The sequence below is a fragment of the Roseobacter sp. MED193 genome (assembly GCF_000152965.1).
Lineage (GTDB): Bacteria > Pseudomonadota > Alphaproteobacteria > Rhodobacterales > Rhodobacteraceae > Pseudophaeobacter.
The window spans coordinates 2729246-2755770 of the sequence record NZ_CH902583.1 but is presented as its reverse complement, the minus strand read 5'-3'; the positions used below and the strand labels follow the sequence as shown (position 1 = coordinate 2755770).

Genomic DNA, 26525 nt, shown 5'->3' with positions numbered 1-26525 from the left:
CCTCAAAGCGCCCTTAGCGCGTCTAGGCTCTGTCCAAAATGGGCTTTTAAACAGGCATCCATCTCGGCAGGTTCCATGCGCCGGGTGATCCCGGTATGCGCTGGCTCTGACTTATTGTCGCCATGGATTGTGCGAATATAGGCCGGCACCTGCATATCGGAATAGAGATTGAAATGACGCGCTAATTTCCGGTGATTGAATTTGTAGGGGTTCGCGCCACTATCCACAGGCGTAACTAGGATCGTTCCCGCCGATAGCGGCGCTTGTTCGATCGCATCAAAGACCTCTGGCCCATCCGGCGTAGCCCGCAAATAAAAGCCTCTGTTGTGAGCGATCACAAAAGAGGTGTCGGCGGGATGCAGCGGCAGCAGGCTCTCTGCCAGCGCGCGGGTGCGGCGAATGAAATCCAGGTCCACCGCATCGTCATCATCCAACCGAAACAAAATGCGATGGCTCGCGTCATTTGACGGTACAGAGTCATAGCCCTGTTTCAACAGGCGATAGTGATTGCGGGTGCCTACGGGACGCAGGTGCATATTGTCGTAGGGCGCCAACAAATCCCGCAGCCGGTTAAGGTAGATCTCAGGCATTGCCTTGGCGGCTAAGACCACCAGATCAAAGTTTCTATCCGTTTGCCGTGCCAGCGACGGCAGGCACAAGTTTTCAAAAACACTAAATCGCAGCTCCATCCGGTCTGGGGCGAACAGATGCTTGGCCGTCTGTTTCAGGTCAGAAAACCGTTCAGAGTAATAGGTTGGCGTCAGAACCGAAAAGCGCACCAGCCCCACCATATTCATGTTCTGCGTCATTCGTCCCCCTGAAGTGGTCCGGCAAATTCGGACAGCGTGCTAAGATGTATCCAACCCGATTGAATGGATACAAGAATGACAAAGCGACGGAATTTTTCAGACAAGTTTAAAGCGACTGTGGCCCTTGAAGCATTGCGCGGTGACAAGACGGTGCAGGAGATTGCATCGAAGCGCCAGCTGCACCCTACGCAGGTGAGCACGTGGAAACGGCAGGCGATTGATGGCATGGTCAACGTTTTCTCGGACAAGGTCAAAAAGGCTGAGAACAAAGACGGCGAAATCAAAGAGCTTCATGCCAAGATTGGTCAGCTGGCGGTGGAAAATGATTTTTTGTCACAAGGGCTGAAGCGATGAGCCTGTCTGAACGCCGCGAGATGATCCGCAAGGACAACACCGACCTTAGCCTGACGCGCCAGTGTAAGCTGCTCAAGATCAGCCGTTCCTCAATCTATTACACGCCTGTTGGCTTTGATCAGGCGACGATTGATCTGATGCATGAGATTGACCGGATATTTACGAAGTATCCGTTCTTCGGCAGCCGCCAGATCGCGGCGTATCTGCCCCAATCAGGGTTCTCGGCAGGACGGCATCGCGTGCGTCGCCTGATGGGCATCATGGGGCTGCAGGCCATCTACAAAGGGCCGAACACCAGCAAGAAGCACCCGCAGCATAAGATCTGGCCATACTTATTGAGAAAGCTGTCGATTACGCGGCCCAACCATGTTTGGTGCAGCGACATTACCTACATTCCAGTGAAGAACGGGTTCCTGTATCTGGTGGCAATCATGGATTGGGCAACACGCAAAGTGCTGTCCTGGCGGCTGTCAAATACGTTGGATGCCAGCTTTTGCGTTGAAGCACTGGACGAAGCCATCGCCAAATATGGCAAGCCCGAGATCATGAATACGGATCAGGGTAGCCAATACACGGGCGCGGATTGGATCAAGACGCTGACGAAGGCCGATATCAAAATCTCTATGGATGGGCGGGGCCGCTATCTGGACAACATCTTCATCGAGCGGCTCTGGCGATCCCTGAAGCAGGAGGCAGTGTATCTGCACGAGATCACCAACGGCTTTCAAGCCAAAAGGATCATCGACGACTGGATCGGCTTTTACAACGCAGAGCGGCCTCACACCGCCCTCGACAAGCGCACGCCAGACGCGGCATACTTCGAACAAAGTGAAACACGAAAAGCGGCATGAACATAAACCAGATGCATCTTAGCCAAGCCGCAAACCTGTCCTAAAAAGCAGGACCACTTCACCCTGCCTATGGCCGGGCAAAACACAACTGCAAACCGCGGCCACCGAAAGCTTAGATAGCCTAAGGCCGCCCCCAGCACAAAAAGAAACCCCCGTGACCAAAGCACGGGGGTTCTCAATCTTATTGGTCAGAGCCCAAGGGCAGCTGAAATCAATCGCGGCTTTCAGGTGTGTCAACCAGATTATCGAAAGTCTCTGCTGCCAGATCGTCTTCGGCCACAGGCGCTGCCAATGCGGCGGCGGCTTCGGCTTCTTCACGACGGGCCTCAAGCACAACATTGTCGCGACCCTGAGCAATCGAACGCACGCGCTGGGTTGCCCCACCGGTCCCGGCTGGGATCAGGCGGCCAACGATGACGTTCTCTTTCAGACCAACCAGTTTGTCCTTCTTACCCTGAACCGAAGCTTCGGTCAGAACGCGAGTAGTCTCCTGGAAGGAGGCCGCCGAGATAAAGGAACGTGTCTGCAAGGATGCCTTGGTGATCCCAAGCAGGATCGGCGCGCCCTTGGCAGGACGTTTGTTGCGCGACAGGGCCTTTTCATTGGCTGCGATGAACTCAGCTTTGTCCACATGTTCGCCTTTGAGCAGCGTGGTTTCACCCGAGTCCGAGATCTCCCACTTCTGCAGCATCTGACGCACGATGACTTCGATGTGCTTATCGTTGATCTTCACACCCTGCAGGCGGTAAACGTCCTGCACTTCGTCGATCATGTAGTTCGCCAGGGCCTCGACACCCATGATGCCCAGGATGTCATGCGGCGCTGGGTTGCCGTCCATGATGTAGTCACCCTTCTGGACAAAATCACCTTCCGCAACAGGAATGTGCTTACCCTTGGGCACCATGTATTCGACGGCATCCAGCGACTCATCCGCAGGATCAATGGCGATGCGACGCTTGTTCTTGTAGTCCCGGCCAAAGCGCACATACCCATCGAGCTCTGCGATGATGGCGTGATCTTTGGGACGACGGGCTTCGAACAGTTCCGCAACCCGTGGCAGACCACCGGTAATGTCCTTGGTCTTGGCGCCTTCACGCGGGATACGCGCAACAACGTCACCGGCCTGCACTGTTTCGTTATCCTCAACAGACAGGACCGCATCCACAGACATCGGGTAGGTCACGGGGTTGCCATTGTCGAGACGCATAGGCTCGCCATTGGTGTCCACCAGAATGATCTCAGGCTTGAGCTCACTGCCTTTGGGGGCGGCGCGCCAGTCGATCACGATCTTCTGGGTCATACCGGTTGCCTCATCGGTTTCATCGCGCACGGCGATGCCCGAAACCAGATCGACATATTTGGTCGTACCAGATTTTTCGGCGATGATTGGCAGAGTATAGGGATCCCATTCAAACAGCTTGTCGCCACGAGCAATCTGCTGACCTGCCTTGACGAAGAGTTTAGAACCATAGCTCAGCTTGTGGCTGGCACGTTCCTCACCGTGTTCATCCTGGATGATCATCTTCATGTTACGACCAACAATCAGAACATCTCCATCGGAGTTCTTCAGAGTGTTTTCGTTTTCAAAGACGATCTTACCTTCATGGCTGGCTTCCTGGAAGGACTGCTGACCACCCTGAGCAACGCCGCCGATGTGGAAGGTCCGCATCGTCAGCTGTGTACCAGGCTCACCAATCGACTGCGCGGCGATGATGCCGACAGCCTCGCCGGTGTTGACCATGGTACCACGTGCGAGGTCACGACCGTAGCACATGGCGCAGACGCCTTCTTCGGCCTCACAGGTCAGCGGCGAACGAATGCGCATGGTCTGAACACCAGCTTCTTCGATGGTGTCGGACAGACGTTCATCAATCAGCTGACCAGCGCTTGCCAGGATCTCATCGGTGCCGGGGCGTTCGACATCCTCGGCGGCGACACGACCCAGAATACGCTCACCCAAGCTGGCAACCACTTCACCGTCATTGACGGCGGCAGAAGCCGTGATCGAGTTTTCAGTGCCACAGTCGCGATCGCGCACGATGCAGTCCTGTGCGACGTCAACCAGACGGCGGGTCAGGTAACCAGAGTTCGCGGTTTTCAGAGCCGTGTCCGACAGACCTTTACGGGCGCCGTGGGTGGAGTTGAAGTACTCCAGAACCGACAGGCCTTCCTTAAAGTTCGAGATGATCGGTGTCTCGATGATGTCGCCGTTTGGCTTGGCCATCAGGCCACGCATCCCGCCCAGCTGTTTCATCTGCGTTACCGACCCACGGGCACCGGAGTGCGCCATCATATAGACCGAGTTCGGTTCCGCTTCAGAGCCATTCTCATGACGCTTGGAGGTCGAAATCGTGGTCATCATGGCGTCTGTGACGCGATCGTTACACTTGGACCAGGCATCGACAACTTTGTTGTACTTTTCACCCTGAGTAATCAGGCCGTCCATGTACTGCTGTTCAAAGTCCTTCACCAGGTCACGGGTTTCGTTGACGATGGGCCATTTGGTATCGGGGACAACCATATCGTCCTTGCCGAACGAGATACCTGCCTTGAAGGCTTCTTTGAAGCCCATGGTCATGATCTGATCACAGAAGATAACCGACTCTTTCTGACCGCAATACCGGTAAACAGTATCGATGACCTGCTGAACTTCCTTCTTCCGCAGAAGACGGTTCACCAGTTCAAAGGGAGCCTTGGCGTTCTTTGGAAGCAGCGCGCCCAGCATGACGCGACCTGGCGTGGTTTCAAAGCGCTGCAGCACCTCGTTGCCTTCGTCGTCGATCTGGGTGATCCGCGCAGTCACGCGAGAATGCAGGTGAACTTCACCGGCGTCCAGAGCATGCTGCACTTCTTCGATGGTACCGAAGACCTTGCCTTCACCTTTCATGCCTTCGCGGTCCAGGGTCACATAGTAGAGACCCAAGATCATATCCTGCGAGGGAACGATGATTGGTGCGCCGTTTGCAGGCGACAGAACGTTGTTGGTCGACATCATCAGAACACGGGCTTCCAGCTGGGCCTCAAGGCTCAGCGGCACGTGAACAGCCATCTGGTCGCCGTCAAAGTCAGCGTTAAAGGCCGAGCAAACCAGCGGATGCAGCTGGATCGCCTTGCCTTCGATCAGCGTGGGTTCAAACGCTTGAATGCCAAGACGGTGCAGCGTCGGCGCCCGGTTCAGCATGACAGGGTGTTCGCGGATGACTTCATCCAGGATATCCCAGACTTCTGGACGCTCTTTTTCCACCAGCTTCTTCGCCTGCTTCACGGTGGAGGAAAGACCTTTGGCCTCCAGACGCGAATAGATGAAGGGCTTGAACAGCTCGAGCGCCATCTTCTTGGGCAAACCACATTGATGCAGCTTCAGCTCAGGGCCGGTCACAATGACCGAACGACCCGAGAAGTCGACGCGTTTCCCCAAAAGGTTCTGGCGGAAGCGACCCTGCTTACCCTTCAGCATATCGCTGAGCGACTTCAGCGGACGCTTGTTGGCACCAGTGATGACACGACCACGACGGCCGTTGTCGAACAGGGCATCCACAGACTCCTGCAGCATCCGCTTTTCGTTGCGGACGATGATGTCAGGCGCGCGCAGCTCAATCAGACGCTTAAGACGGTTGTTCCGGTTGATCACACGACGATAGAGATCGTTAAGATCAGACGTCGCAAAGCGGCCCCCATCCAGCGGCACCAGCGGGCGCAGTTCTGGCGGGATAACCGGGATCACGGTCATGATCATCCACTCTGGGCGGTTGCCGGATTCCAGGAAGGATTCCACAACTTTCAGACGCTTGATGATCTTCTTGGGCTTCAGCTCGCCGGTGGCCTCAGCCAGTTCAGCGCGCAGGTGCTCTGCCTCGGAATCCAGATCGATGGCCGCCAGCATTTCGCGGATCGCTTCAGCACCGATATTGGCGGTGAAAGCATCCATGCCATAGGCATCCTGAGCGTCCATATACTCTTCTTCGGTCATCATCTGGCCATAGGTCAGATCGGTCAGACCAGGCTCGATAACGACGTAGTTTTCAAAGTACAGAACCCGTTCCAGATCGCGCAGGGTCATGTCCAGCATCAGGCCGATGCGCGATGGCAGCGACTTGAGGAACCAGATATGCGCAACTGGGGCTGCCAGTTCGATATGGCCCATGCGCTCGCGGCGCACTTTTTGCAGGGTAACTTCAACACCACATTTCTCGCAGACAACGCCGCGATACTTCATGCGCTTATATTTACCACAGAGGCATTCGTAGTCTTTGATCGGGCCAAAGATACGGGCACAGAACAGACCGTCGCGCTCTGGCTTGAAGGTCCGGTAGTTGATGGTTTCTGGCTTTTTGATTTCGCCATAGGACCAAGACAGGATCCGTTCGGGCGACGCCAGCGAGACTTTGATTTCATCAAAGACCTTGGTGGGCGTCAGCGGGTTGAACGGGTTGTTGGTGATTTCCTGGTTCATTTGTGTTTCCTCAAATTTGTGCGGAAGGGTGGAGGAGAAATAAGGGCGGGCGCCCTTACTCCTCTTCCTCCGCATCCAGGAGTTCCATGTTCAGGCCGAGGCCACGGACTTCTTTGACCAGAACGTTGAAGCTTTCAGGTACGCCCGCTTCAAAGTTGTCCTCGCCCTTGACGATCGATTCATAGACCTTGGTCCGACCAGCAACGTCATCCGATTTGACGGTGAGCATTTCCTGCAGGGTGTATGCAGCGCCATAAGCTTCGAGAGCCCAGACTTCCATTTCCCCGAAACGCTGACCACCAAACTGCGCCTTACCACCCAATGGCTGCTGGGTAACCAGCGAGTATGGGCCAGTGGAACGGGCGTGGATTTTGTCGTCAACCAGGTGATGCAGCTTCAGCAGGTACTTGATGCCGACGGTCACGGGGCGGGCAAATTGCTCACCGGTACGACCATCATAAAGAACCGACTGACCAGAGGTGTCGAAACCGGCGCGCACCAGCGCATCGTTTACGTCTGCCTCTTTGGCACCATCAAAGACGGGTGTTGCAATCGGCACACCGCGGGTCACATTGCCTGCCGCCTCAAGAAGATCGTCTTCGGACATATCCGCCAGACCTTCTTCATAAACGTTTTCGCCATAGGCATGTTTCATCGCGTCGCGAACAGGGGTCAGATCGCCAGAGCGACGGAATTCCTGCAACGCGTCATCCACCTGGATGCCCAGACCGCGTGCGGCCCAGCCCATATGCGTTTCAAGAATCTGACCAACGTTCATACGCGACGGAACGCCGAGCGGGTTCAGACAGAAATCGACAGGGGTACCATCCTGAAGGAACGGCATGTCCTCCATGGGAACCACTTTCGAAATCACACCTTTGTTGCCGTGACGACCAGCCATTTTATCACCAGGCTGAAGCTTACGCTTCACGGCGATAAAGACTTTGACCATCTTCATCACACCGGGTGGCAGATCGTCACCACGGCGGACTTTTTCGACCTTGTCTTCAAAACGGGCGTCCAGCGCGCGTTTCTGCGCTTCGTACTGCTCGTTCAGGGCCTCAACAACCTTGGCGTCCTGCTCTTCTTCCAGAGCGATCATCCACCACTGGCCACGGCTCAGCTGCGACAGGGCATCTTCGTCGATGGCAGCACCGGTACGGATACCTTTGGGGCCTTTGACGGCGGTTTTACCCAAGAGCATGCTGCGCAGGCGGGCGTAGATGTTGCGGTCCAGGATCGCGAGCTCATCGTCGCGGTCACGGGCCAGACGTTCGACCTCTTCCCGTTCGATCTGCAACGCACGTTCGTCTTTTTCAACGCCATGGCGGTTGAAGACGCGGACTTCGACGATTGTGCCGTAGTCACCAGGCTTCACCCGCAGGGAGGTGTCACGAACATCCGAGGCTTTTTCACCAAAGATGGCGCGCAGCAGTTTTTCTTCTGGCGTCATTGGGCTTTCGCCCTTTGGTGTGATCTTACCCACAAGGATATCACCGGGCTCAACATCCGCGCCGATGTAAACGATGCCTGCCTCGTCGAGGTTGCGCAGCGCTTCTTCACCAACGTTAGGGATATCACGGGTGATTTCTTCTGGGCCCAGCTTGGTATCACGGGCGGCGACTTCGAATTCTTCAATATGGATCGAAGTAAAGACATCGTCACGGGCAATACGCTCGGAGATCAGAATGGAGTCTTCGTAGTTGTAGCCATTCCAGGGCATGAAGGCCACGACGACGTTCTTACCCAGAGCCAGTTCACCGATATCGGTGGAGGGGCCATCGGCAATCACTTCGCCCTTGCGGACTTCCTGACCAACACGCACCAGCGGACGCTGGTTGATGCAGGTGTTCTGGTTCGAACGCTGGAATTTGCGCATGCGGTAGATGTCTACGCCTGCGTCACCCAGTTCGAGGTCAGAGGTGGCACGAATAACGATACGCTGGGCATCGACCTGGTCGATGACACCGCCACGTTTCGCCATGATCGCCGCACCAGAGTCACGAGCCACAACTTCTTCGATACCGGTGCCAACCAATGGCGCCTCGGCACGCAGAAGTGGAACCGCCTGACGTTGCATGTTCGAACCCATCAAGGCTCGGTTCGCATCGTCATTTTCCAGGAACGGAATAAGCGAAGCCGCAACCGAGACCAGCTGCTTGGGGGAAACGTCGATCAGATCAACGCTTTCGCTGGGCGCCAGCGTGTAGTCACCGGACTGACGGGTCGAGACCAGATCATTGGTAAACTTGCCGTTTTCATCCAGCGAGGCGTTGGCCTGTGCCACCGTGTGGCGCATTTCTTCGGTCGCCGACATGTAGTGAACTTCGTCAGTGACCTGACCCTCGTTCACAACGCGGTAGGGCGTTTCGATGAAGCCATACTTGTTCACACGTGCAAAGGTCGCCAGAGAGTTGATCAGACCAATGTTCGGGCCTTCCGGCGTTTCAATGGGACACATCCGGCCATAGTGGGTCGGGTGAACATCTCGCACTTCAAAACCGGCACGCTCACGGGTCAGACCGCCAGGCCCAAGCGCCGAGAGACGGCGTTTGTGGGTGACTTCCGACAGCGGGTTGGTTTGGTCCATGAACTGCGACAGCTGCGAGGAGCCAAAGAATTCACGTACCGCAGCCGCGGCTGGTTTTGCATTGATCAGATCCTGTGGCATCACAGTGTCGATCTCGACAGAAGACATCCGCTCTTTGATCGCGCGCTCCATGCGCAACAGACCAACGCGGTACTGGTTTTCCATCAATTCACCAACGGAACGCACACGACGGTTGCCCAGGTGGTCGATATCATCGATGCCACCACGGCCGTCACGCAGATCCACCAGCGCCTTGATACAGGAGACAATGTCTTCCTTGCGCAGGGTGCGCTGAGTATCCTCGGCATCCAGAGCCAGACGCATGTTCATTTTCACCCGACCAACGGCCGAGAGATCATAGCGCTCAGAGTCAAAGAACAGGGTGTCAAACAGCGCCGAGGCCGCTTCGACGGTGGGAGGCTCGCCGGGGCGCATCACACGGTAGATATCCATGAGCGCGGTGTCGCGGCCCATGTTTTTATCTGCCGCCATGGTGTTGCGCATGTAGGGGCCAACATTGACGTTGTCGATGTCCAGAACAGGAATGTCGGTGATACCCGCATCCATCAGCTCTTTGACAGTACCGCCAATGATGTCGCCACCCTTGTCGTATTCCATTGTCAGCTCGTCGCCGGCCTCAACGTAGATCGCACCGTTTTCTTCGTTGATGATATCCTTGGCGACAAACTTGCCAATGATGTTTTCAAACGGAACCAGAAGATTGGTGATCGCGCCCTCGTCGATCATTTTCTTCACAGCACGAGGCGTAACCTTCTTACCCGCTTCGGCAAAGACCTCACCAGAAGCTGCATCCACCAGGTCAAAGGTCGGACGGGTGCCACGCACGCGATCTGGGAAGAAAGGAGTCACCCACCCCCGGCTCTTGTCGAGCGAGTAGTTCACCGTGTTGTAATAGGCATCCATGATCGCTTCCTGGTCCAGCCCCAGCGCATACAGCAGGGTGGTCACAGGCAGTTTACGGCGACGGTCAATCCGGGCAAAGACGATGTCTTTGGCGTCGAATTCAAAGTCCAGCCAGGAGCCGCGGTACGGGATAATGCGGCAGGCAAACAACAATTTGCCAGAGGAATGCGTCTTGCCCTTGTCGTGATCGAAGAACACGCCAGGCGAACGGTGCATCTGGCTAACAATAACGCGCTCAGTGCCATTAACAACAAAAGTGCCATTGGGCGTCATCAAAGGCATATCGCCCATGAAGACATCCTGCTCTTTGATGTCCTTGACCGACTTGGCGCCGGTATCCTCGTCGACATCAAACACGATCAAACGCAGGGTCACCTTCAGCGGTGCTGAATAGGTCATGTCGCGCTGCATGCATTCTTCGACGTCGTATTTAGGCTTCTCGAAGGAATATTTCACGAACTCCAGAACGGAGGTTTCGTTGAAATCCTTGATCGGGAAGACCGACTGGAAGACGCCCTTGATCCCTTCACCGTCAAGCGGCTCTGGGGAATCTCCGGAACGGAGAAACAGGTCGTATGATGATTTCTGAACCTCAATGAGGTTCGGCATATCCAGCACTTCGCGGATTTTGCCATAGTATTTACGTAGACGTTTCTGGCCAAGGAACGTTTGAGCCATGTCAGATGTCACCTTTCGAGTTCTCACCGGTCAAGACTGCTGCCGGGCCACAGCATCTTGCCCATACGAGACAGCGTGGTCGGATCTATTCATGGCCACCGTCCCGAATGGCGGCCTCCCGATCCTATGAACCGCGCCTGAGAAAGGACCGTTCACAATGGTCCTTGCTAAGACAGATTCGGCTGGACCCGAATTACTTCGGATCCAGCCTGAATTTAACAAGGAGAGGTCAGGTATTCCTGACCATATCCCCAGACAAAATGGCTTAGGCCACTTCGACTTCGGCGCCAGCTGCTTCCAGCTTGCCTTTGACTTCTTCGGCTTCGTCTTTCGACACGCCTTCTTTGATCTTGCCGCCGGCTTCGACCAGCTCTTTGGCTTCTTTCAGGCCAAGACCGGTGATGCCGCGAACTTCTTTGATCACGTTGATTTTCGACGCGCCGGCGTTCTTCAGAACGACGTCGAATTCGGTTTTCTCTTCAGCCGCTTCGCCGCCGGCGTCGCCAGTTGCCATTACGACTGCGCCGCCAGCGGCGGGCTCGATGCCATACTCGTCTTTGAGGATGGTTTTCAGTTCTTGTGCTTCCAGCAGGGTCAGACCCACGATGCTTTCTGCGAGTGCTTTCAGATCAGCCATTGTATCAGCTCTTTCCGTGTTCAGTGTATGTGTTCCAACGCATGGGATATTTCCCCACGCCAGTCATTCAGTGCTAACCGCTTACGCAGCTTCCGCCTTCTCTTCGATGGTCGAAAGAATGCTTGCGATATTGCTTGCAGGTGCGCCAATGGCCCCAGCGATGTTGCTTGCAGGTGCGCCGATGCAGCTTGCGATCTGAGCAATAAGCTCGTCGCGCGAAGGCATTTTCGACACAGCTGTAACACCAGCCCGGTCCAGAGCGTTCTCACCCATTGCGCCGCCAAGAATTTCGAATTTCTTGTTCTCTTTGGCGAAATCTTCGGCCACTTTGGCAGCTGCCACAGGGTCCTCAGAGTAGGTCAGAACGGTCATCCCCGTCAGCAGGTTAGACATGCTTTCACACGGCTTACCCTCGAGGGCGATTTTGGCGAGCCTGTTTTTGGCAACACGCACGGCACTACCAGCATCGCTTGCGCGCGCTCGTAGGTCCTGCATCTCAGCAACTGTAAGACCGGCGTAGTGAGCAACCACCACGACGCCAGAGCTTTCGAAGATCTGGCCGAGTTCCTCGACCAATTTCTCTTTCTGGGCTCTATCCACAGTTCTCTCCAAATCTGGGGTGTAAACACCCCGGCTCATTGATGTGCCAGACAAAACTGCCTGACGTTCAAGTCCGTTTTACGGGGTAGCCAACGTCGCCCGAAGGTATAAAGAACCCTCGATCTTTTTTGTCTTTCCCGTCTCAGGAGGGAAATTAAGACCCGATCGACAGGTCACCCACCATCTTGGACGAAATGAAATAAAGCGCACGACGAATCGCACGCTTTACCTCTTGGTCGTATTACTGCCAATTCGAGGAATTTCCAAGTGGTAAATCACTCAAGCCCCCACAAGGGCGCGGCCTTCTCAACAAACCGCATCATCTGGCGCGGCGCGGCACCGGAAAACAGAAAATGGGCGGGCCTTCCGGCACCGCCCATTCTCAATTCACATCGACAAATTGCGATCTCACTCAGAGACAGCAGCGTCCACGTCCAATGTCACACCAGGGCCCATGGTCGAAGTCAGAACGATCTTCTTCATGTAGGCACCCTTGGCACCCGAGGGGCGCGCCTTGGCAACAGCGTCGATAAATGCAGAAACGTTTTCGACCAGCTTGGCTTCGTCAAAGGAGGCTTTGCCAACACCCGCGTGCACAACACCACCTTTTTCAGCTTTGAACTGAACTTCGCCGCCTTTGGCCGCTTCAACAGCTGCCTTGACGTCCATGGTCACGGTGCCGACTTTTGGGTTTGGCATCAGGTTGCGTGGGCCAAGGATCTTACCCAGACGACCAACGATGGGCATCATGTCAGGGGTGGCAATGCAGCGATCGAAATCGAGGTTACCGGCCTGGATGCTTTCCATCAGGTCTTCTGCGCCGATCACATCTGCGCCAGCCGCCTTGGCTTCATCAGCCTTGGGGCCACGGGCAAAGACTGCAACGCGCATGGTTTTGCCGGTGCCGTTTGGCAGACCAACAACGCCACGAACCATCTGGTCCGCGTGACGGGTGTCAACGCCGAGGTTCAGAGCGATCTCGATAGTTTCGTCGAACTTCGATGTTGCATTGGCTTTGACCAGAGCAACGGCTTCAGCAACGGTGAGGTTGGCTTTGCCAGCGACTGCTTCGCGCGCGGCGCGTGTACGTTTTCCGAGCTTTGCCATCTTACTTCACCTCGATGCCCATAGAGCGGGCGGAGCCCAGGATGATCTTCATCGCCGCTTCGATATCGTTGGCGTTCAGATCTTTCATCTTTGCTTCGGCGATTTCTTTCACCTGAGCAGCGGTCACGGTGCCAACGGTTTCACGCGAAGGTGTCTTGGCGCCGGATTTAACTTTGGCGGCCTTCTTCAGGTAATAAGACGCAGGAGGCGTCTTGATGTCCATGGTGAAGGACTTGTCCTGATAGTAGGTGATCACGGTTGGGCAAGGCGCACCTGGCTCCATATCTGCAGTCTTGGCGTTGAACGCCTTGCAGAATTCCATGATGTTGATGCCGCGCTGACCCAGAGCGGGGCCAACTGGCGGGGAGGGGTTTGCCTGACCTGCAGGAACCTGCAGTTTCATCGAACCAACAAGCTTCTTAGCCATTTGGTTGTCCTTTCAACTCGGGCGAAACGCGTTTCGCCCAGTGGATGTTGCGTGGTCCGACCAGAGATCGCGATCTCCGAATCTCCCACGAGAGAATCTCGCCCTAAGACGATAGGGCGGCATTTACAGGGGAAAGGAATGGTTGGCAAGTCAGGAAGCATGTTAAAACTCAATGTCAGTTCAGAGCCCAAACTGTACATCCCAAATGGTCGCGACCAATCATTGGCTATGCAGTAAATCGTGGACTAGCCGTTCCGCTTTTGAAACCGAAATCCCAGTGCTTTGGTCTGTGAAGAGGGGATGATCGGTTTCATGTATTTCAACATACGGTCTTATCCCGTTATCAAGCAGATGAACCGAAGTCGCCAGACCAACGGAACCTTCATAGAACGGTAGCTGCGTATTGAGCCAACCGAAAAATGGGCCGATATGCGAGCGACTATTAAGCTCGTATGCATCTTCCCACTGAGAATAACTTTCCCTGCTAAGTGAGCACCAAACTAGCCAGATAAAGGAATCCTCACTTCCGAGGATCGGCAGTTCTACGCGACCTCTCACGAAGAATAGTTCGTTTTCGATAATGCAATTGTCACTGCCCAACACTGCTTTGTCAGACCTGTCGAGCTCGCTCATGGCCGCGTAACTGTCAGGAGCATCTGGCCCAAAACTTGGAAGCCCCTCATGGGCCTCGCCGCATGTCCGGCATTGAAAACTGAATGACATACGTCGCCCCTAAAATAATTCGAAGTTCCTACAACGCTCCTACAATGGTGAGGAAGTGCCGCAATGTCGAGATATCTTGAAGGTCGGTTAAGTCCCGCATAGCTGTCGTTCCTACCAATACAAAAACGCCGCGAGCCTTGGGGCTTCGCGGCGTTTTGAATTCGGATCAGTGGAGCAATCAGCTCTGTTTGGTCACCTGAGTGTAGTCCAGTTCGACCGGGGTTTCGCGGCCAAAGATGGAGACCGAAACCTTGAGCTTCTGTGCCTCATCGTCGACACCCTCGACCATACCGTCGAAGTCCTCAAAGGGACCGTCGTTGACCTTGACCTTATCACCGATCTCAAAGGAGATCAGGGTGCGTGGTGCTTCGACACCCTCCTCAACACGGCCCAGGATGCCCTGAACTTCGGCGTCACGCATCGGCATCGGGCGGCCCTGCGGCCCAAGGAACCCGGTGACCCGGTTGATCGAGGAAATCAGGTGATAGCCACGGTCGGACATTTCCATGTGGACCAGAACGTAGCCGGGCATGAAACGGCGCTCGGTGGGAACCTTCTTGCCGCGACGGATCTCGATCACCTCTTCGGTGGGGACCAGGACCTCATCGATTTCGTCCTCCAGCCTCTGTTCAGCAACCGAGGTGCGAATCTGCTCTGCGATTTTCTTTTCGAAGTTCGAAAGAACGCTGACCGAATACCACCGTTTCGCCATGAACTTGACCGTCCTTAGTTTTGCCGCGCGAAAATAAATTCGACGCCGTCAGTAAAATTAATTTCTGCCGTGATCCTGCCCTGGCACCTACGGCGCCTTAACAAAAATCGGCGCGCAACACGAATCGCCGCACGCCCACGTCAGAGGTTCTGGCTCAACTACCCGCCAATGGGGGTAAGATCAAGAGCCGGGTCTGGTTTTGTACGGGCGCGATTACCCGCAGATCAGTCCAGTTGATTGGGGCGAACCACAGCCCATCCCAAAACGTACAGGATTGATTGCTTAGAACATGCCAAGCAAGCTTTGCAGACCAAAGCGGATCACCAGATCAACCAGGGCAAAAAACACAGCTGTCAAAGCTGCCATGATAAAGACCATGACAGTGGTCAGCAGGACTTCGCGACGGGTAGGCCAGACGACCTTGCTCACCTCGGCACGAACTTGCTGGATGAACTGAACGGGATTGAGTGTGGCCATGTGCCTTGTGTCTTTCTGCTAGCAGGGTCTGCGGCATTTAACGCCAACAGCTCTCGATTTCAAGCCCTAGGGTTACTTCTGCGTCCTGCGCAGCTCTCGCAACGCCTCATTGAGGATCAAGCCCCCATAGGCGCCATTCTTGTGCACGCTATCGTCGCCCTGGTCCCCAAGGGTGGTTGCGAACTCCGCACGGGTCAGCCCACCGCGAGTGACGGTTTCTTCGGGCTGGCGGATCAAATGAATATTGTCTTGTTGCATTGCCAGGGCGACGCCGTCCCAGATCGCCTTGCGCTCTGCCTCTGTTGCTTCGGTATTGATGGTGCGGGCCACCTCATCCTCGCTGACGATACCATCATTGAGAAAGCCCGCCGGGGAAAAGAAAACCGGCCGTAGTTTGGCAAATTCGCGCGCCGCACGGTACCAGCGACACCCCTCCAGCCAGCGGTTCAGCATTAACGCACGAACAGAGGAACTCAGATACCCAGGCGATCCCGGTAGACTACCGAGTAAGGGCAGCAGAAACTCAGAGGCGCGCAAACGGCAGCCGATGAACAAGAACCCATCAAAATCCTCTGGATCCAGCCCCTCCACGCGCGCTGGATTGATCTTTTCCAGACTGTCGCGTGCCGCCTCGCTACGCGCGGCCAAGCGCCCCTCCTCAAGGTGCAGATCACGAAACTGCGGCCCAGGCGCACCCCAGAACTCCAGTGCCACATTTTTCAGATCCAAAAGATCTTCATCCTGCGCATGTTTAACGCAGGCGATATGGCTGTCGCCGAAAACACAAAACCGTAGAGTGCTTTTCTTTGTGGAGGTTTTGCCCTTTTTGAGAGTTTTTCCAGACGTCGATTTAGCCAAAGGCATCCAGGAACTCCTCGTCACATTTGACCGCGCGTGCGTTTGACGGCTGCCCTGCAGGCTCTCCGGCTGTTTTGCCACCACGTTTGGATTTGCGCGCCAGCCATGGGAAGGCCGCGGTTTGACAGGCAAAGAAACTCTCCATTACGTGGTTGACCCCCTGGGGCACCACACTGCGCTGATTGGGAGCGTAGAACATCCCCCGATAGGCGGGATGGGTGATGATTTCATATGAGGGAAAGTAGTCCACATGTTTGAATTCAGCCGCCAGCTCCCCCGCGACCGCTCGCAAAACCGATTTGGAATGGGAGGTCGCCGTCAAGACGTGCTCTTCAGAGGCGGTTGCCGTCAAAGGAACCGGCGAAACCGTCAGAAGCACCTTCAGTTTCGGGTTGGCCTGGCGCAGAATTTTCAACGCGGCCAGCATGTCACGGCGAATGCCGACAAAGCTCTGGTTTACAAATTCATGCTGGTCAGGGTCAAAACGGCCCGCCAGCGTTCCGGGGCAGATGGCATATTCCAGCTCGCTTGTCCGGTGCCGCCAGCATTCCGTCAACCCCATGGTAAAGACCAAGACATCCGCTTCGAGAATCGCACCGCGAATCGCGGCCAGAAGTGCAGCGCGTGAGGCCTGGAGCTCTGCCAGATCGGCAAAACCCTCAGGCTCGATGCCTGGGCGCAGCGGATCATAAAAACGACCGTTTTGCTCCCAGTGCTCGACTGGGGGCTCTTCCCCTTCAAAAGCGTAGCTCAACCATTGTCGCAGCATGCGCGCGGTGTAGATATTTCCGGTGCGAAAGGAAAAGATCCCATAATTGAAATCCCACGCCTGATCTTCGCTCAGCAGCTTTGGCGCGGGTTCCGCATCCAGCCATCCATAGCCACGCGCCACCAAGGCGCGGCTAAAGTGTTGCGCGAAACAAGACCCCGCCGTAATCACCTTGTGCTTACGCGCCACCGTGAATTTGGGTCTCCAGAGAGCCGAAATTTCAAGCGGGTTTCGCGCCGCAACCGCGGTTTTCCAAAAAGCCGTTTCCGGCAGCCCGACATAGGGGTTTGGGGATTGCTCGCTCATCATGTCATGCCCGTTATGGTTTTTGCCAGACTAGGCGGAGAGATGCGGGAAAACAATTCGTTTGGCCCATAAAACCCGTCGACAACACAATTATATATAGTGACGTTCACCTGAAATAGCTTCCGACTGCGCGGTGCTCAGAGATACCATCAATTTGTAGAAACTCAATTTTAATCCCCTTCGCATAACCATTGAGAACGCGGCGCTGAAGTCTCTCAGAACGAGGACTGCCGCCACCCGTGCGTGATAATGAGATAGGATTCCATGAGTATCGCTGTATCCATGACCAAAGCCAATCGACTGGAACGGAAAAACAAACAAGAAGACGCGGCCAAAATCTATCGCGACATTCTTGCAAAGTTTCCAAAAAATACCAGAGCACAGGCCGCATTGAACAGTCTGCAGAAGAACATGCAGCGCGAGCTCAACCCTCCCCAGGAGCTGCAACAGAAACTTGCGGCGGCATTTGACGCTGGCGACCATGCCAAAGTTGCAAGCGCCTGTGCCTCGCTTCTCAACAGCTACAGAAGATCCTGCTTTCTTTGGAATACACTGGGACAATGCCATCTGAAGTCACAGAACCTCGATGAGGCCGCAACCTGTCTGAACAAGGCTTGCGAGCTCAATCCAAAGGACCCGGCTATCTTTTCTTCCTTGGGCGACGTGCACCGCGCTCAGGGGCAAATCGACAATGCGCTTGCGCTCTACAAAAAGGCCCTTTCGCTAGATGGGGACACGCTGAGTGCACTCAACAATATGGCAAACACCCTCACGGATCTGGGCCGTCTAGCCGAGGCTGAGCCGCTGTTGGAAAGGGCCTGCAAACTAGCCCCCAAGAGCGCCGTAATTCTCTTCAACTATAGCAATGTATTGCTGAGAACGGGCCGCGTCGAGCAGGCAAAGACCTTTTTGGAGCAAGCCACAGAGCTGGCTCCTGAGCTGAGTGGCGCCCAATACAATCTGGCACAACTGCAATCTCTGGATGGCGACAAAGAAGCGGCCATCAAGCGGTTCGAACACATCTTGGAAACCACCCCCAGTGACGACCGAACCCGCGCAGACAAACTGCACGTTCAGGCCCATCTGAATGATTGGAGCTGGATGGAGGAGTATCAGCAATTCCGTCGCCAGCTTGGCCTCACCAGCAAGCCCTGTTCGGCTTTCGCCTCTCTTACCTTTGAGGACAACCCAGACCTCCTGCGTCTGCGCATCCAAGCCTATTCAAACGCAGCCCTGCCCCAGGTAAAATCCGCAACACCCCTCCCTGCGGAGCTGATCGGAACAGATCGCCCGGACCGGTTGCGCATAGGCTATTTCTCTTCGGACTTTCACGACCACGCCACAATGCGCCTGATGGCCGGGCTTTTTGAGGCCCATGATCAGAGCCGCTTTGACATCATTGCCTATTCCTATGATACGGCCCCCGAAGATGCCATGCGGCGCCGTGTCAGCCAGGCGGTCACCATTTTTAAGGACATCCACCAGCTGACCGACGCGGAGGCCACACAGCAGGTTCTCGCGGATAAGTTGGACATCGCCATTGATCTGAAGGGCTTTACCGGCAACAACCGCATGACCCTCTTTGCCAATCGGCTGGCCCCTCTGCACATGTCCTACCTGGGCTTTCCAGGAACCTTGGGAAGTACTGCGATAGACTACTTTATTGGCGATCACATCACCTGCCCTGCCGGTAGCGAGCGCTACTTTGAGGAACATCTCATCCGGTTGCCACACAGCTATCAGGTCAATGATGACAAGCGCGTTTTTTCTGGGCGCCAATACACCCGCAAGGACTGCGGCTTGCCGGACAACGGGTTTGTGTTCTGCTCCTTTAATAGCAGCTATAAAATCACCCCAGTTGAATTTGATATCTGGATGCGCTTACTTGACCAGGTCGAAGACAGTGTCCTGTGGCTGCTGGACTGCAGCGAGACCTCCAAGACAAACCTGCGCAAAGAGGCCAAGCGTCGAGGCCAAGATCCCGATCGTCTGATTTTTGCGCCCCGCATTGCCCAGGAAGAACACCTCGCCCGGCATCGAGCCGCAGATCTGTTTCTTGATACCTTTGTGGTAAATGCGCATACAACGGCAAGTGATGCGCTCTGGGCGGGTCTCCCAGTCCTCACGCTGCCTGGGCGCCAGTTTGCTTCGCGCGTTGGGGCCAGCCTGGTGAGCGCAATGGGCCTGCCAGAAATGATCGCCAAATCCGCCGCAGACTACGAGGCCCGTGCTCTGGAGCTCGCAAATGATCTAGATGCGCTGGCCTCCCTGCGCAGCAAATTGCAACGCAACCGCCTCTCCACGCCGCTTTTTGACACCAAGGGCTTTACCAAAGCGCTGGAGCAGGGCTTTGACATGGCCTACGCGCGCTATTTGCAGGGCCTGCCACCTGCCCATCTAGACGTGACGGACTCGCCTGCCCTGGAAACGCATCTCCCACCCTCGGCTTTTGCCAAGATATCTAGCGAGTTGCCCAATCAGATGCGGTAAGGCCTCACAGTGTTTCTCTGGCACACCCTTCCCCGCGTTGTGCCAGAGTGGGGCTGGAGACCCGTAATCCTGCAAGCAAGTCTGACGCTGGCCTTCGGGCAAACGGGTAGGATTTGGCGTTAGGTTAAAACCCACGCGAACGCCTCACCCCAACACGCCCTTCTCATGCAAACCTAAGGTAGGTCACACCGCCGGGATTGGAGCCCCAAGGGTTACTCCTCTCGGGCTGATCTGCGTCGCGTAAATCAACCGTTCAACCCCGTTCCGTTGTGCAACATCAAAGGCCTGCGCGTAGGTCGGGTCGATATCATCAGCCAGCTGAAAGCGCTCGCAATCGGTGCGTTGCAGAAGATAAAGCATCACCGCTCGATGCCCCTGTTGCGCCACTTTGGTCAATTCCTCGAGGTGTTTAGCACCACGTTTGGTCACGCTATCGGGAAATTCAGCCAATCCTGGCTGACGCATGAGCGTGACGCTTTTTACCTCTATATAGCAATCCGGAAGGTCGGGATGCCGCAGCAGAAAATCGATCCGGCTGTTTTCGCCATATTTCACCTCGGGCTGCACGCTCGTGTAATCCGCAAGTTCAGTGATTTGTTGCGCTTCCAGTGCACGACGCAACACACGGTTGGGAACGGATGTATCAATACCAGAGAAATGGCCATCGTTATGCTCCACCAAGCGCCAGCCATATTTCAGTTTCTTCTTGGGGTCCTCATTGGGTTCCAGCCAAACCCGCATTCCCGCTTCTGCCAGCCCTTGCATAGAACCGGGATTGGGGCAATGTGCGGTGATCTCCTGGCCATTGGGGAGCAGGCAATCGGCCAAAAAACGCTTGTAGCGGCGCACCAAAGTCGCGGGGATAAGAGGCGTAGAAAATTCCATGCCCCTCCCTATCGCAGCCCTGAGTGTTATCAAAGCTGCATTTGTAAACCAGCATACTGTCGCGACCAAAGGTAAGGTGGATCACTTAGGTAACGCCCAATCGCCCCCGCCGCGTGTACGCCTCGTGTCGCGCCTGATACCAAGAACAGCCACCTTCAAGCGGATCTGCACACCGCCTAGTCACCCTTTCTAGGGCACTGCCGGTTTTACGGCAGCACCTCTGGTTCTTTTTACCATTTCCGCTTACATAGTCAGCAAGACACAAGCCTACGGAGCCCAGCTTGATGAGATCGAAAGACGGCCGCACCACCAAAGACGGTATTCGCATTTACCAGGACGCCGATTTTGCCGGCATGCATGTGGCAGGACGACTGGCCGCGCAGATTCTTGATGACATCGCACCGCATGTCTTTCCAGGACAAACCACTGGTGAAATTGATCGCCTCATCACCAATATGGTTGATGAGGCAGGGGCAAAATCCGCCACAATTGGTTACAAGGGCTATCAGCACGCCAGCTGCATCTCGGTGAACCATGTGGTCTGCCACGGCATCCCTGGCGACAAAAAGCTCAAAGATGGCGATATCCTCAATATCGATGTGACCGTCATCGTTGACGGCTGGTTTGGCGACACCTCGCGGATGTTTGTGGCCGGCAAACTGCCCCGCAAGGCCGAACGCCTGATCCAAGTCACCCATGACAGCCTGATGAAGGGGATTGAGGCGGTAAAGCCTGGCAATACCTTTGGCGACATTGGCCATGCCATCCAATCCTATGCCGAAAGCCAACGCATGAGCGTGGTCCGTGATTTCTGCGGCCACGGGCTGGGGTTGGTGTTCCATGCGCCGCCAAATGTATTGCACTATGGTCGCCCAGGTACTGGCCCCAAGCTGGAAGAGGGCATGTTCTTTACCATCGAGCCGATGATCAATCTGGGTCGGCCTGAAACCAAGATCCTCGCGGATGAGTGGACTGCAGTGACCCGCGACAAATCCCTGTCAGCGCAGTTTGAACATTCTATTGGTGTGACCTCAGATGGCTGTGAAATCTTCACCCTGTCTCCTGGTGGCCTGTTCCATCCGACCTACAGTTAGGCGTTTCGCCCAGCTGTCCAGACCTCACAGCAGCGCCTCGACCTTCGGTCGGGGCGTCGTCATTTTGGCCAAGAGTTTCTTTCACAGCCCGATTAGCGCGGGAACCTCTGACATTTCGCTAAAAACTTCGGCGCCCTGCCCAGCGAGGTTCTCGCCCGTGCCGGTCGGCGCAAAACCAAGGCAACGCATCCCGGCCCGCGTTGCCGCCAGCACCCCTGTGGCGCTGTCCTCGACCACCAGACAATCACGGGCCTGAATGCCAAAATGGCTGGCGGCCGCCAAAAACAATCCAGGGTCCGGTTTTGCCACGCCCAGCGATTGCGCTGAAAACATCGCCGCCGGGTGAAACCGCTGCCACAACCCGTTTTGGCCTAGGGTGATACGCATCTTGTCTTCGCTGCCGTTTGAGGCAACACAGCTGGGAATATGGTGCCGGTCTAACAGCGCCAGTAGGTCCATCACCCCCGGCATCAGCTCTACCCCGGCCTCCAGGGCGGCATAGGTCTCAGCGTAGATTTCATCAACCCAGCCAGCGCGCAAATCAGCGCCCAGCGCCACAGCCTTTTGCATCACACCGGTCATAGTACCGCCGACAAACAGCTCCATCGAGCGCTCCAGCGTCAGCTCCAGCCCGTGGCCCGCCAGATTGTCGACCAGAGCCTGATTTGACACAGGCTCACTGTCAACCAGCACCCCATCGCAATCAAAGATGACAAGCTGTGGCGTTGGAAAAGTTGTTGGCATATCCAGAAGTCCCGAGCAAAACAGCAAAGCGTATCGCTACTCTGCCCCGCTCCGTTTGGGGAGGCAAATCCTGAAATGGCGCAAAGCCGCGCGTCAGGGAGCATCTTATTTCAGGCTGAAACATCCCGCAGCATTACGGTGATATGGCTATCTCCATATTTGCGCGCGTCGCGCAAGTCGTAACCTTCGGGGGGCGACATCGGCGCGTTTTCTTCCCAGATGATCAAGGCATCCTCTGCAATCCAACCGCCTGCCTGCGCCACTTTCAAAGCCTTTTCCCCCAGGCCCTTGCCATAGGGTGGATCGAGAAACACCACATCAAAGGGAGGTTGCGGGTTTTCCCCCAGTTTCAGCGCATTCCGTCGGATCAGGCTGGCGCGATCTTTGGCGCGGCAGATCTCGATATTCTTGGCAATCAGCCCCTGCGATACCCGGCCATCATCAACAAAGGTCACGCTCTCGGCGCCGCGCGACAGGGCCTCGAGCCCCAATGCCCCGGTTCCAGCAAAGAGGTCCAGCACCCGCATGCCGTCAAAATCAACCTGATGCGCCAATACATTGAACAGGCTTTCACGCACTCGGTCGGTGGTGGGGCGCAGATGCGCGCCAGCGTCCCCCTTGCCAAGTGCCGCCAGCGCACGGCCACGAAAATCTCCGGCGATGATCCTCACGCTTTTAGCAGGGGCTTCAGATCTGCGGCAGGATCAGCCACCACCGCCTTATCCGCCGTCTTACCCATGTCGATCAAGCGCTTCCCCACCATATAGGCGCGGGGGTCATTCATCGCGTCCACTGCAACCAATTCATCACCTTTGTAGTACCAGAATGAGGTCGTGCGCCCCTCACCGGCACGGGTAACGACGTTGTCGAACCCCGTGTTCAGGCCTGCGATTTGTAGTTTCACATCATATTGGTCCGACCAGAACCAGGGCGTTGCCACATAGTCCTTGCCCGCACCCAACATGTTTTGCGCCACCACCTCGGCCTGATCGATTGCATTGGGCACGCTTTCCAACCGGATACGCTCAGCCTTGTAGGGAAATGATGCACAGTCCCCTGCCGACCAGATTGATGGATCTGAAGTGCGCCCCTGGGCATCGGTCTTGATCCCGTTCTCCAGCTCCAATCCGGCCATCTCTGCCAACTGGGTGCCAGGCGTAATGCCGACCCCAACCACGACAAAATCCACCTCAACCTTGGAGCCATTGCTCAGAACTGCGCGGGTGACCTGCCCGGCCTCGCCCTCCAGCCGTTCCAACCCGGTTCCCTCGAGTATGGTCACACCATGCTCGCCATGCAGCGTGCGGAAATAGTCGGAGGTCTCGGGGGCGGCCACCCGCTGCAGGATGCGATCCCCCATCTCGACCAGAGTAACGTCAACACCGCGCTTGGCGCAAACAGCCGCGGCTTCCAGCCCGATATAGCCGCCCCCAACGATCAGTGCGCGCTTCCCCTCGACCACATGTGGTGCCATAGCATCCACATCCCCAAGGCCACGCACCACGAAGACACCGCCAAGATCCCCACCAATAGCACCGGGCAGGCGGCGCGGGTCAGACCCGGTGGTCAGAGCAAGTTGATCATAGGCAATGACCTCCTCCCCCAAAGAGAGGGTCTTGGCCGCAGCATCAATCGCCGTCACTGCTGTTCCAAGACGCAGGGTAATATTGTTCTCGGCATAGAAGCTTTCGGGACGTAGGAACAAGCGCTCCAACTCCATTTCCCCCAGCAAATAGGCCTTGGAGAGCGGTGGGCGCTGGTAGGGCAGGTGTTCTTCGGCACCAATCAAGGTGATGTCACCGTCAAATCCATCTTTGCGTAGCTTTGCCACCAAGGAAGATCCTGCCTGACCTGCTCCAATCACAACGATATGACTCATTTGCACCCTTGCCTCCCACACGTATTATGGTCTCCTGTTATGGCGACCCTATAGGGGCCAAGAACCAAAACGCAATCACCCAGACAGAGGAAACGCGCAATGATTTCAACTGGAGAAAAACTGCCCGACGCCACGCTGACACAAATGGGCGCTGAAGGCCCAGAACAGGTGCAGATGTTGGACAAAGTAACGGGCCGCAAGGTAGCCATCTTTGCCGTCCCTGGTGCCTTTACTCCAACCTGCCATTCAGCCCATGTCCCCAGCTTTATCCGCACCAAGGACCAGTTTGCCGCCAAGGGGGTTGACGAGATCATCTGCGTCTCAGCCAATGATCCATTTGTAATGCAGGCCTGGGGAGAAGCGACCGGCGCCAATGCAGCGGGCATCACCATGCTGGCTGATGCCGAAAGCGCCTTTACCGATGCCATTGGAATGCGCTTTGATGCCCCTCCCGCCGGGCTGATTGGTCGTTCCCTGCGCTACGCCATGTTGGTCGAAGATGGGGTGGTCACCGTGCTGAACCGTGAAGAAAACCCCGGCCAGTGCGAGTTGTCGGCGGGCGAAGGTCTGCTGGACTCCATCGGCTAACCCCAAAGGGGCCGCGTGGCACCTGTTCGCGCGGCCCACTTTTTGCACAGCGCCCTTGGTGCTAAAGCAAACTGTCCATCTTACGCGCCAGCTTGGCGTCCTGTGCTGACAGGCCCTCTACATCATGGGTCGTGAGCACGACGTTCACCCGATTGTAGACGTTGCTCCATTCTGGGTGGTGATTCCATTTTTCAGCCCAAATCGCAGCGCGGGTCATCCAACCAAACGCATCGACAAAACTGTCAAAAGAGAAGGTCTTGGTCAGGGCATCGCGCCCCTCCACCATCTCCCAACCGCTTTGGAACAGTGGGTCCAATAGCGGCCCTCGCGTGGCCTCAGATAGCTTTTCTGTCATTCCTGCTCCTCCACCTTTGCTTTGCGAAACGGCCCATAGCTGGTCAGGACCTCAACCTCTTCTGCAACAGCGGCCCGCTCGGCCTCCAGATATCGACCAACGGCCTCTGCAAAACCGGGATCGCCTAGCCAATGCAGGCTATGGGTTTCCACAGGCAGATAGCCCCGCGCCAGCTTGTGTTCGCCCTGCGCTCCCGCCTCTACCCGCGTCAGCCTATGGGCAATGGCAAAATCAATCGCCTGATAGTAGCACATTTCAAAATGCAGGCAGGGATGATGCTCCAGGCAGCCCCAATAGCGGCCAAACAGTGTCTCTCGACCAATGAAATTCAGGGCCCCTGCAACCGGGTAGCCATCGCGTTCGGCCAAAATGAGATGCAGGTCATCCGCCATTGTCTCATGGATAATCGAGAAAAACTCGCGTGTCAGGTAGGGACGGCCCCATTTTCGCGCGCCGGTATCCTGATAAAAAGCCCAAAAGGCATCCCAGTGCTCGGGGCGGATCTGATCTGCAGTGTAACTGCTGATTGTTCCCCCAAAACTCTGGGCCTGAAGGCGTTCCTTGCGCATATTCTTGCGCTTGCGCGACGACAGAGCGCCCAGGAAATCGCCAAATTCACCGTAGCCCTGGTTCAACCAATGAAACTGCTGACTCACGCGCGGCATCAGCCCCATCTCGGCGCCACTCTCTGCCTCCTGCGCTGTACAAAAAGTCACATGCAGCGATGAGACCTGATTGTCAGCGGCGAGCTGAACCGCCCCCTGTACCAGTGCCGATTGGCCAAGCGCCTCATGGCCAGGTCGCACCAAGAGCCGCCGACCGGTGGCCGGGGTAAAAGGCACTGCGATCTGCAGTTTGGGATAATAGCGCCCACCTGCCTGCTCATAGGCATGAGCCCAGTTGTGATCAAAGATATACTCGCCCTGGCTGTGCGATTTGGCATAGAGCGGCGCGCAGCCAATCAGAGCATCATCCAAAAAAGCCGTCAGATACTGCGGCTGCCAGCCGGTCCCCGGCCCCACAGACCCGCTCTGCTCTAACGCATGGAGAAAACGATAGGTGGTAAAGGGATCCATGGGACGCCCGCCGTCCGCGGCCTCGGGGCAGGCACAGGCGTCCCAATCCGCCGCCTCAATCTGCGACAGACTGCCAAGCACGCGTATTTCAACCGGTTTTTGATCCATCAGCACTCCCTGCTCCTGACACTATTTGAGC

At 56.0% G+C, this 26525-nt stretch carries 22 protein-coding genes; 4 read left to right on the top strand and 18 right to left on the bottom strand.

Annotated elements, in window-relative coordinates; all coding sequences use genetic code 11:
• Positions 1 to 2 precede the first annotated feature (2 nt).
• Positions 3 to 809 carry a glycosyltransferase gene (locus MED193_RS15500; protein WP_039966259.1) on the bottom strand — a complete coding sequence of 269 codons (807 nt, stop codon included), beginning with the start codon at positions 807 to 809 and terminating at the stop codon, positions 3 to 5.
• Positions 810 to 884: 75 nt separating this feature from the next.
• On the opposite strand from MED193_RS15500, the gene MED193_RS15490 reads away from it, so the two are divergent.
• Positions 885 to 2014, top strand: a protein-coding gene (locus MED193_RS15490) for an IS3 family transposase (protein ID WP_085978290.1) whose coding sequence is annotated in 2 segments (ribosomal slippage) — positions 885 to 1149 and positions 1149 to 2014 — 1131 coding nt in all. Because the reading frame shifts where the segments join, the coding sequence is not laid out codon by codon here.
• A 211-nt stretch (positions 2015 to 2225) separates the two neighbouring features.
• Here the strand turns inward: MED193_RS15490 and rpoC are convergent.
• From rpoC to MED193_RS15435, 11 genes are all read right to left on the bottom strand, one after another.
• Positions 2226 to 6467 (bottom strand): DNA-directed RNA polymerase subunit beta', encoded by a 4242-nt coding sequence (rpoC, locus tag MED193_RS15485; protein ID WP_009810694.1) that lies wholly within the window; start codon positions 6465 to 6467, stop codon positions 2226 to 2228.
• Positions 6468 to 6522: 55 nt separating this feature from the next.
• Positions 6523 to 10659 (bottom strand): DNA-directed RNA polymerase subunit beta, encoded by a 4137-nt coding sequence (rpoB, locus tag MED193_RS15480; RefSeq protein ID WP_009810693.1) that lies wholly within the window; start codon positions 10657 to 10659, stop codon positions 6523 to 6525.
• Between the two features lie 265 nt (positions 10660 to 10924).
• Positions 10925 to 11296 carry a 50S ribosomal protein L7/L12 gene (gene rplL, locus MED193_RS15475; protein WP_009810692.1) on the bottom strand — a complete coding sequence of 124 codons (372 nt, stop codon included), beginning with the start codon at positions 11294 to 11296 and terminating at the stop codon, positions 10925 to 10927.
• Positions 11297 to 11377: 81 nt separating this feature from the next.
• The gene (rplJ, locus tag MED193_RS15470; protein WP_039966257.1) at positions 11378 to 11896 is read right to left on the bottom strand and encodes a 50S ribosomal protein L10; all 519 of its coding nucleotides are present in this window, start codon (positions 11894 to 11896) and stop codon (positions 11378 to 11380) included.
• A 408-nt stretch (positions 11897 to 12304) separates the two neighbouring features.
• Positions 12305 to 13003 (bottom strand): 50S ribosomal protein L1, encoded by a 699-nt coding sequence (rplA, locus tag MED193_RS15465; protein ID WP_009810690.1) that lies wholly within the window; start codon positions 13001 to 13003, stop codon positions 12305 to 12307.
• Between the two features lies 1 nt (position 13004).
• Entirely contained in the window at positions 13005 to 13430 is a 426-nt protein-coding gene (gene rplK / locus MED193_RS15460) for a 50S ribosomal protein L11 (protein ID WP_009810689.1), read from the bottom strand.
• 219 nt (positions 13431 to 13649) lie between these two features.
• Entirely contained in the window at positions 13650 to 14153 is a 504-nt protein-coding gene (locus tag MED193_RS15455; RefSeq protein ID WP_039966255.1) for a DUF2199 domain-containing protein, read from the bottom strand.
• 178 nt (positions 14154 to 14331) lie between these two features.
• Positions 14332 to 14865: a transcription termination/antitermination protein NusG gene (gene nusG, locus MED193_RS15450; protein WP_009810687.1), complete on the bottom strand. Its 534-nt coding sequence runs from the start codon at positions 14863 to 14865 to the stop codon at positions 14332 to 14334.
• Positions 14866 to 15147: 282 nt separating this feature from the next.
• A complete protein-coding gene (gene secE / locus MED193_RS15445) occupies positions 15148 to 15342 on the bottom strand; it encodes a preprotein translocase subunit SecE (protein ID WP_009810686.1) in 195 nt (64 codons plus the stop codon).
• 72 nt (positions 15343 to 15414) lie between these two features.
• A complete protein-coding gene (locus MED193_RS15440; protein WP_009810685.1) occupies positions 15415 to 16206 on the bottom strand; it encodes a hypothetical protein in 792 nt (263 codons plus the stop codon).
• Positions 16193 to 17275, bottom strand: a complete 1083-nt coding sequence (locus MED193_RS15435; RefSeq protein ID WP_157041381.1) for a GSCFA domain-containing protein — start codon at positions 17273 to 17275, stop codon at positions 16193 to 16195. The genes MED193_RS15440 and MED193_RS15435 overlap by 14 nt, the downstream gene beginning before the upstream one ends.
• Positions 17276 to 17539: 264 nt before the next feature.
• Between MED193_RS15435 and MED193_RS15430 the strand changes: the two genes are divergently transcribed.
• Positions 17540 to 19765, top strand: coding sequence for a tetratricopeptide repeat protein (locus tag MED193_RS15430; protein ID WP_009810683.1), 2226 nt, complete (start codon positions 17540 to 17542; stop codon positions 19763 to 19765).
• Positions 19766 to 19948: 183 nt separating this feature from the next.
• Here the strand turns inward: MED193_RS15430 and sfsA are convergent, their stop codons facing one another.
• Complete coding sequence (gene sfsA / locus MED193_RS15425) at positions 19949 to 20650, bottom strand: DNA/RNA nuclease SfsA (RefSeq protein ID WP_009810682.1); 702 nt, start codon at positions 20648 to 20650, stop codon at positions 19949 to 19951.
• 284 nt (positions 20651 to 20934) lie between these two features.
• Between sfsA and map the strand changes: the two genes are divergently transcribed.
• On the top strand, positions 20935 to 21744 hold the full coding sequence (gene map, locus MED193_RS15420) for a type I methionyl aminopeptidase (protein WP_009810681.1): 810 nt from the start codon (positions 20935 to 20937) through the stop codon (positions 21742 to 21744).
• Between the two features lie 81 nt (positions 21745 to 21825).
• On the opposite strand, the gene MED193_RS15415 is transcribed toward map, so the two are convergent.
• The 3 genes from MED193_RS15415 to MED193_RS15405 all read right to left on the bottom strand — a co-directional run bounded on the left by MED193_RS15415 (position 21826) and on the right by MED193_RS15405 (position 24367).
• Positions 21826 to 22488 carry an HAD family phosphatase gene (locus MED193_RS15415; protein WP_009810680.1) on the bottom strand — a complete coding sequence of 221 codons (663 nt, stop codon included), beginning with the start codon at positions 22486 to 22488 and terminating at the stop codon, positions 21826 to 21828.
• 110 nt (positions 22489 to 22598) lie between these two features.
• Positions 22599 to 23159, bottom strand: coding sequence for a 16S rRNA (guanine(966)-N(2))-methyltransferase RsmD (gene rsmD, locus MED193_RS15410; RefSeq protein WP_009810679.1), 561 nt, complete (start codon positions 23157 to 23159; stop codon positions 22599 to 22601).
• Positions 23156 to 24367: an NAD(P)/FAD-dependent oxidoreductase gene (locus tag MED193_RS15405; protein WP_009810678.1), complete on the bottom strand. Its 1212-nt coding sequence runs from the start codon at positions 24365 to 24367 to the stop codon at positions 23156 to 23158. The genes rsmD and MED193_RS15405 overlap by 4 nt, the downstream gene beginning before the upstream one ends.
• 99 nt (positions 24368 to 24466) lie before the next feature.
• Between MED193_RS15405 and MED193_RS15400 the strand changes: the two genes are divergently transcribed.
• Positions 24467 to 24955, top strand: coding sequence for a peroxiredoxin (locus MED193_RS15400; protein ID WP_009810677.1), 489 nt, complete (start codon positions 24467 to 24469; stop codon positions 24953 to 24955).
• 61 nt (positions 24956 to 25016) lie between these two features.
• On the opposite strand, the gene MED193_RS15395 is transcribed toward MED193_RS15400, so the two are convergent.
• Both MED193_RS15395 and MED193_RS15390 read right to left on the bottom strand, forming a co-directional pair.
• The gene (locus tag MED193_RS15395) at positions 25017 to 25310 is read right to left on the bottom strand and encodes a 4a-hydroxytetrahydrobiopterin dehydratase (RefSeq protein ID WP_009810676.1); all 294 of its coding nucleotides are present in this window, start codon (positions 25308 to 25310) and stop codon (positions 25017 to 25019) included.
• Entirely contained in the window at positions 25307 to 26494 is a 1188-nt protein-coding gene (locus MED193_RS15390; RefSeq protein ID WP_009810675.1) for a GNAT family N-acetyltransferase, read from the bottom strand. The genes MED193_RS15395 and MED193_RS15390 overlap by 4 nt, the downstream gene beginning before the upstream one ends.
• Positions 26495 to 26525 lie beyond the last annotated feature (31 nt).

Bases quoted from the DNA above. Each gene is read 5' to 3' on its own strand.
- rplL (WP_009810692.1), bottom strand. From the start codon at position 11,296: ATGGCTGATCTGAAAGCACTCGCAGAAAGCATCGTGGGTCTGACCCTG.
- nusG (WP_009810687.1), bottom strand. From the start codon at position 14,865: ATGGCGAAACGGTGGTATTCGGTCAGCGTTCTTTCGAACTTCGAAAAG.
- MED193_RS15415 (WP_009810680.1), bottom strand. From the start codon at position 22,488: ATGCCAACAACTTTTCCAACGCCACAGCTTGTCATCTTTGATTGCGAT.
- MED193_RS15390 (WP_009810675.1), bottom strand. From the start codon at position 26,494: ATGGATCAAAAACCGGTTGAAATACGCGTGCTTGGCAGTCTGTCGCAG.
- MED193_RS15440 (WP_009810685.1), bottom strand. From the start codon at position 16,206: ATGCCTTTGGCTAAATCGACGTCTGGAAAAACTCTCAAAAAGGGCAAA.
- sfsA (WP_009810682.1), bottom strand. From the start codon at position 20,650: ATGGAATTTTCTACGCCTCTTATCCCCGCGACTTTGGTGCGCCGCTAC.
- rpoB (WP_009810693.1), bottom strand. From the start codon at position 10,659: ATGGCTCAAACGTTCCTTGGCCAGAAACGTCTACGTAAATACTATGGC.
- map (WP_009810681.1), top strand. From the start codon at position 20,935: ATGAGATCGAAAGACGGCCGCACCACCAAAGACGGTATTCGCATTTAC.
- rplK (WP_009810689.1), bottom strand. From the start codon at position 13,430: ATGGCTAAGAAGCTTGTTGGTTCGATGAAACTGCAGGTTCCTGCAGGT.
- MED193_RS15395 (WP_009810676.1), bottom strand. From the start codon at position 25,310: ATGACAGAAAAGCTATCTGAGGCCACGCGAGGGCCGCTATTGGACCCA.
- MED193_RS15455 (WP_039966255.1), bottom strand. From the start codon at position 14,153: ATGTCATTCAGTTTTCAATGCCGGACATGCGGCGAGGCCCATGAGGGG.
- rpoC (WP_009810694.1), bottom strand. From the start codon at position 6,467: ATGAACCAGGAAATCACCAACAACCCGTTCAACCCGCTGACGCCCACC.
- rplA (WP_009810690.1), bottom strand. From the start codon at position 13,003: ATGGCAAAGCTCGGAAAACGTACACGCGCCGCGCGCGAAGCAGTCGCT.
- secE (WP_009810686.1), bottom strand. From the start codon at position 15,342: ATGGCCACACTCAATCCCGTTCAGTTCATCCAGCAAGTTCGTGCCGAG.
- MED193_RS15400 (WP_009810677.1), top strand. From the start codon at position 24,467: ATGATTTCAACTGGAGAAAAACTGCCCGACGCCACGCTGACACAAATG.
- MED193_RS15435 (WP_157041381.1), bottom strand. From the start codon at position 17,275: ATGAGCGAGCAATCCCCAAACCCCTATGTCGGGCTGCCGGAAACGGCT.
- MED193_RS15405 (WP_009810678.1), bottom strand. From the start codon at position 24,367: ATGAGTCATATCGTTGTGATTGGAGCAGGTCAGGCAGGATCTTCCTTG.
- MED193_RS15430 (WP_009810683.1), top strand. From the start codon at position 17,540: ATGAGTATCGCTGTATCCATGACCAAAGCCAATCGACTGGAACGGAAA.
- MED193_RS15500 (WP_039966259.1), bottom strand. From the start codon at position 809: ATGACGCAGAACATGAATATGGTGGGGCTGGTGCGCTTTTCGGTTCTG.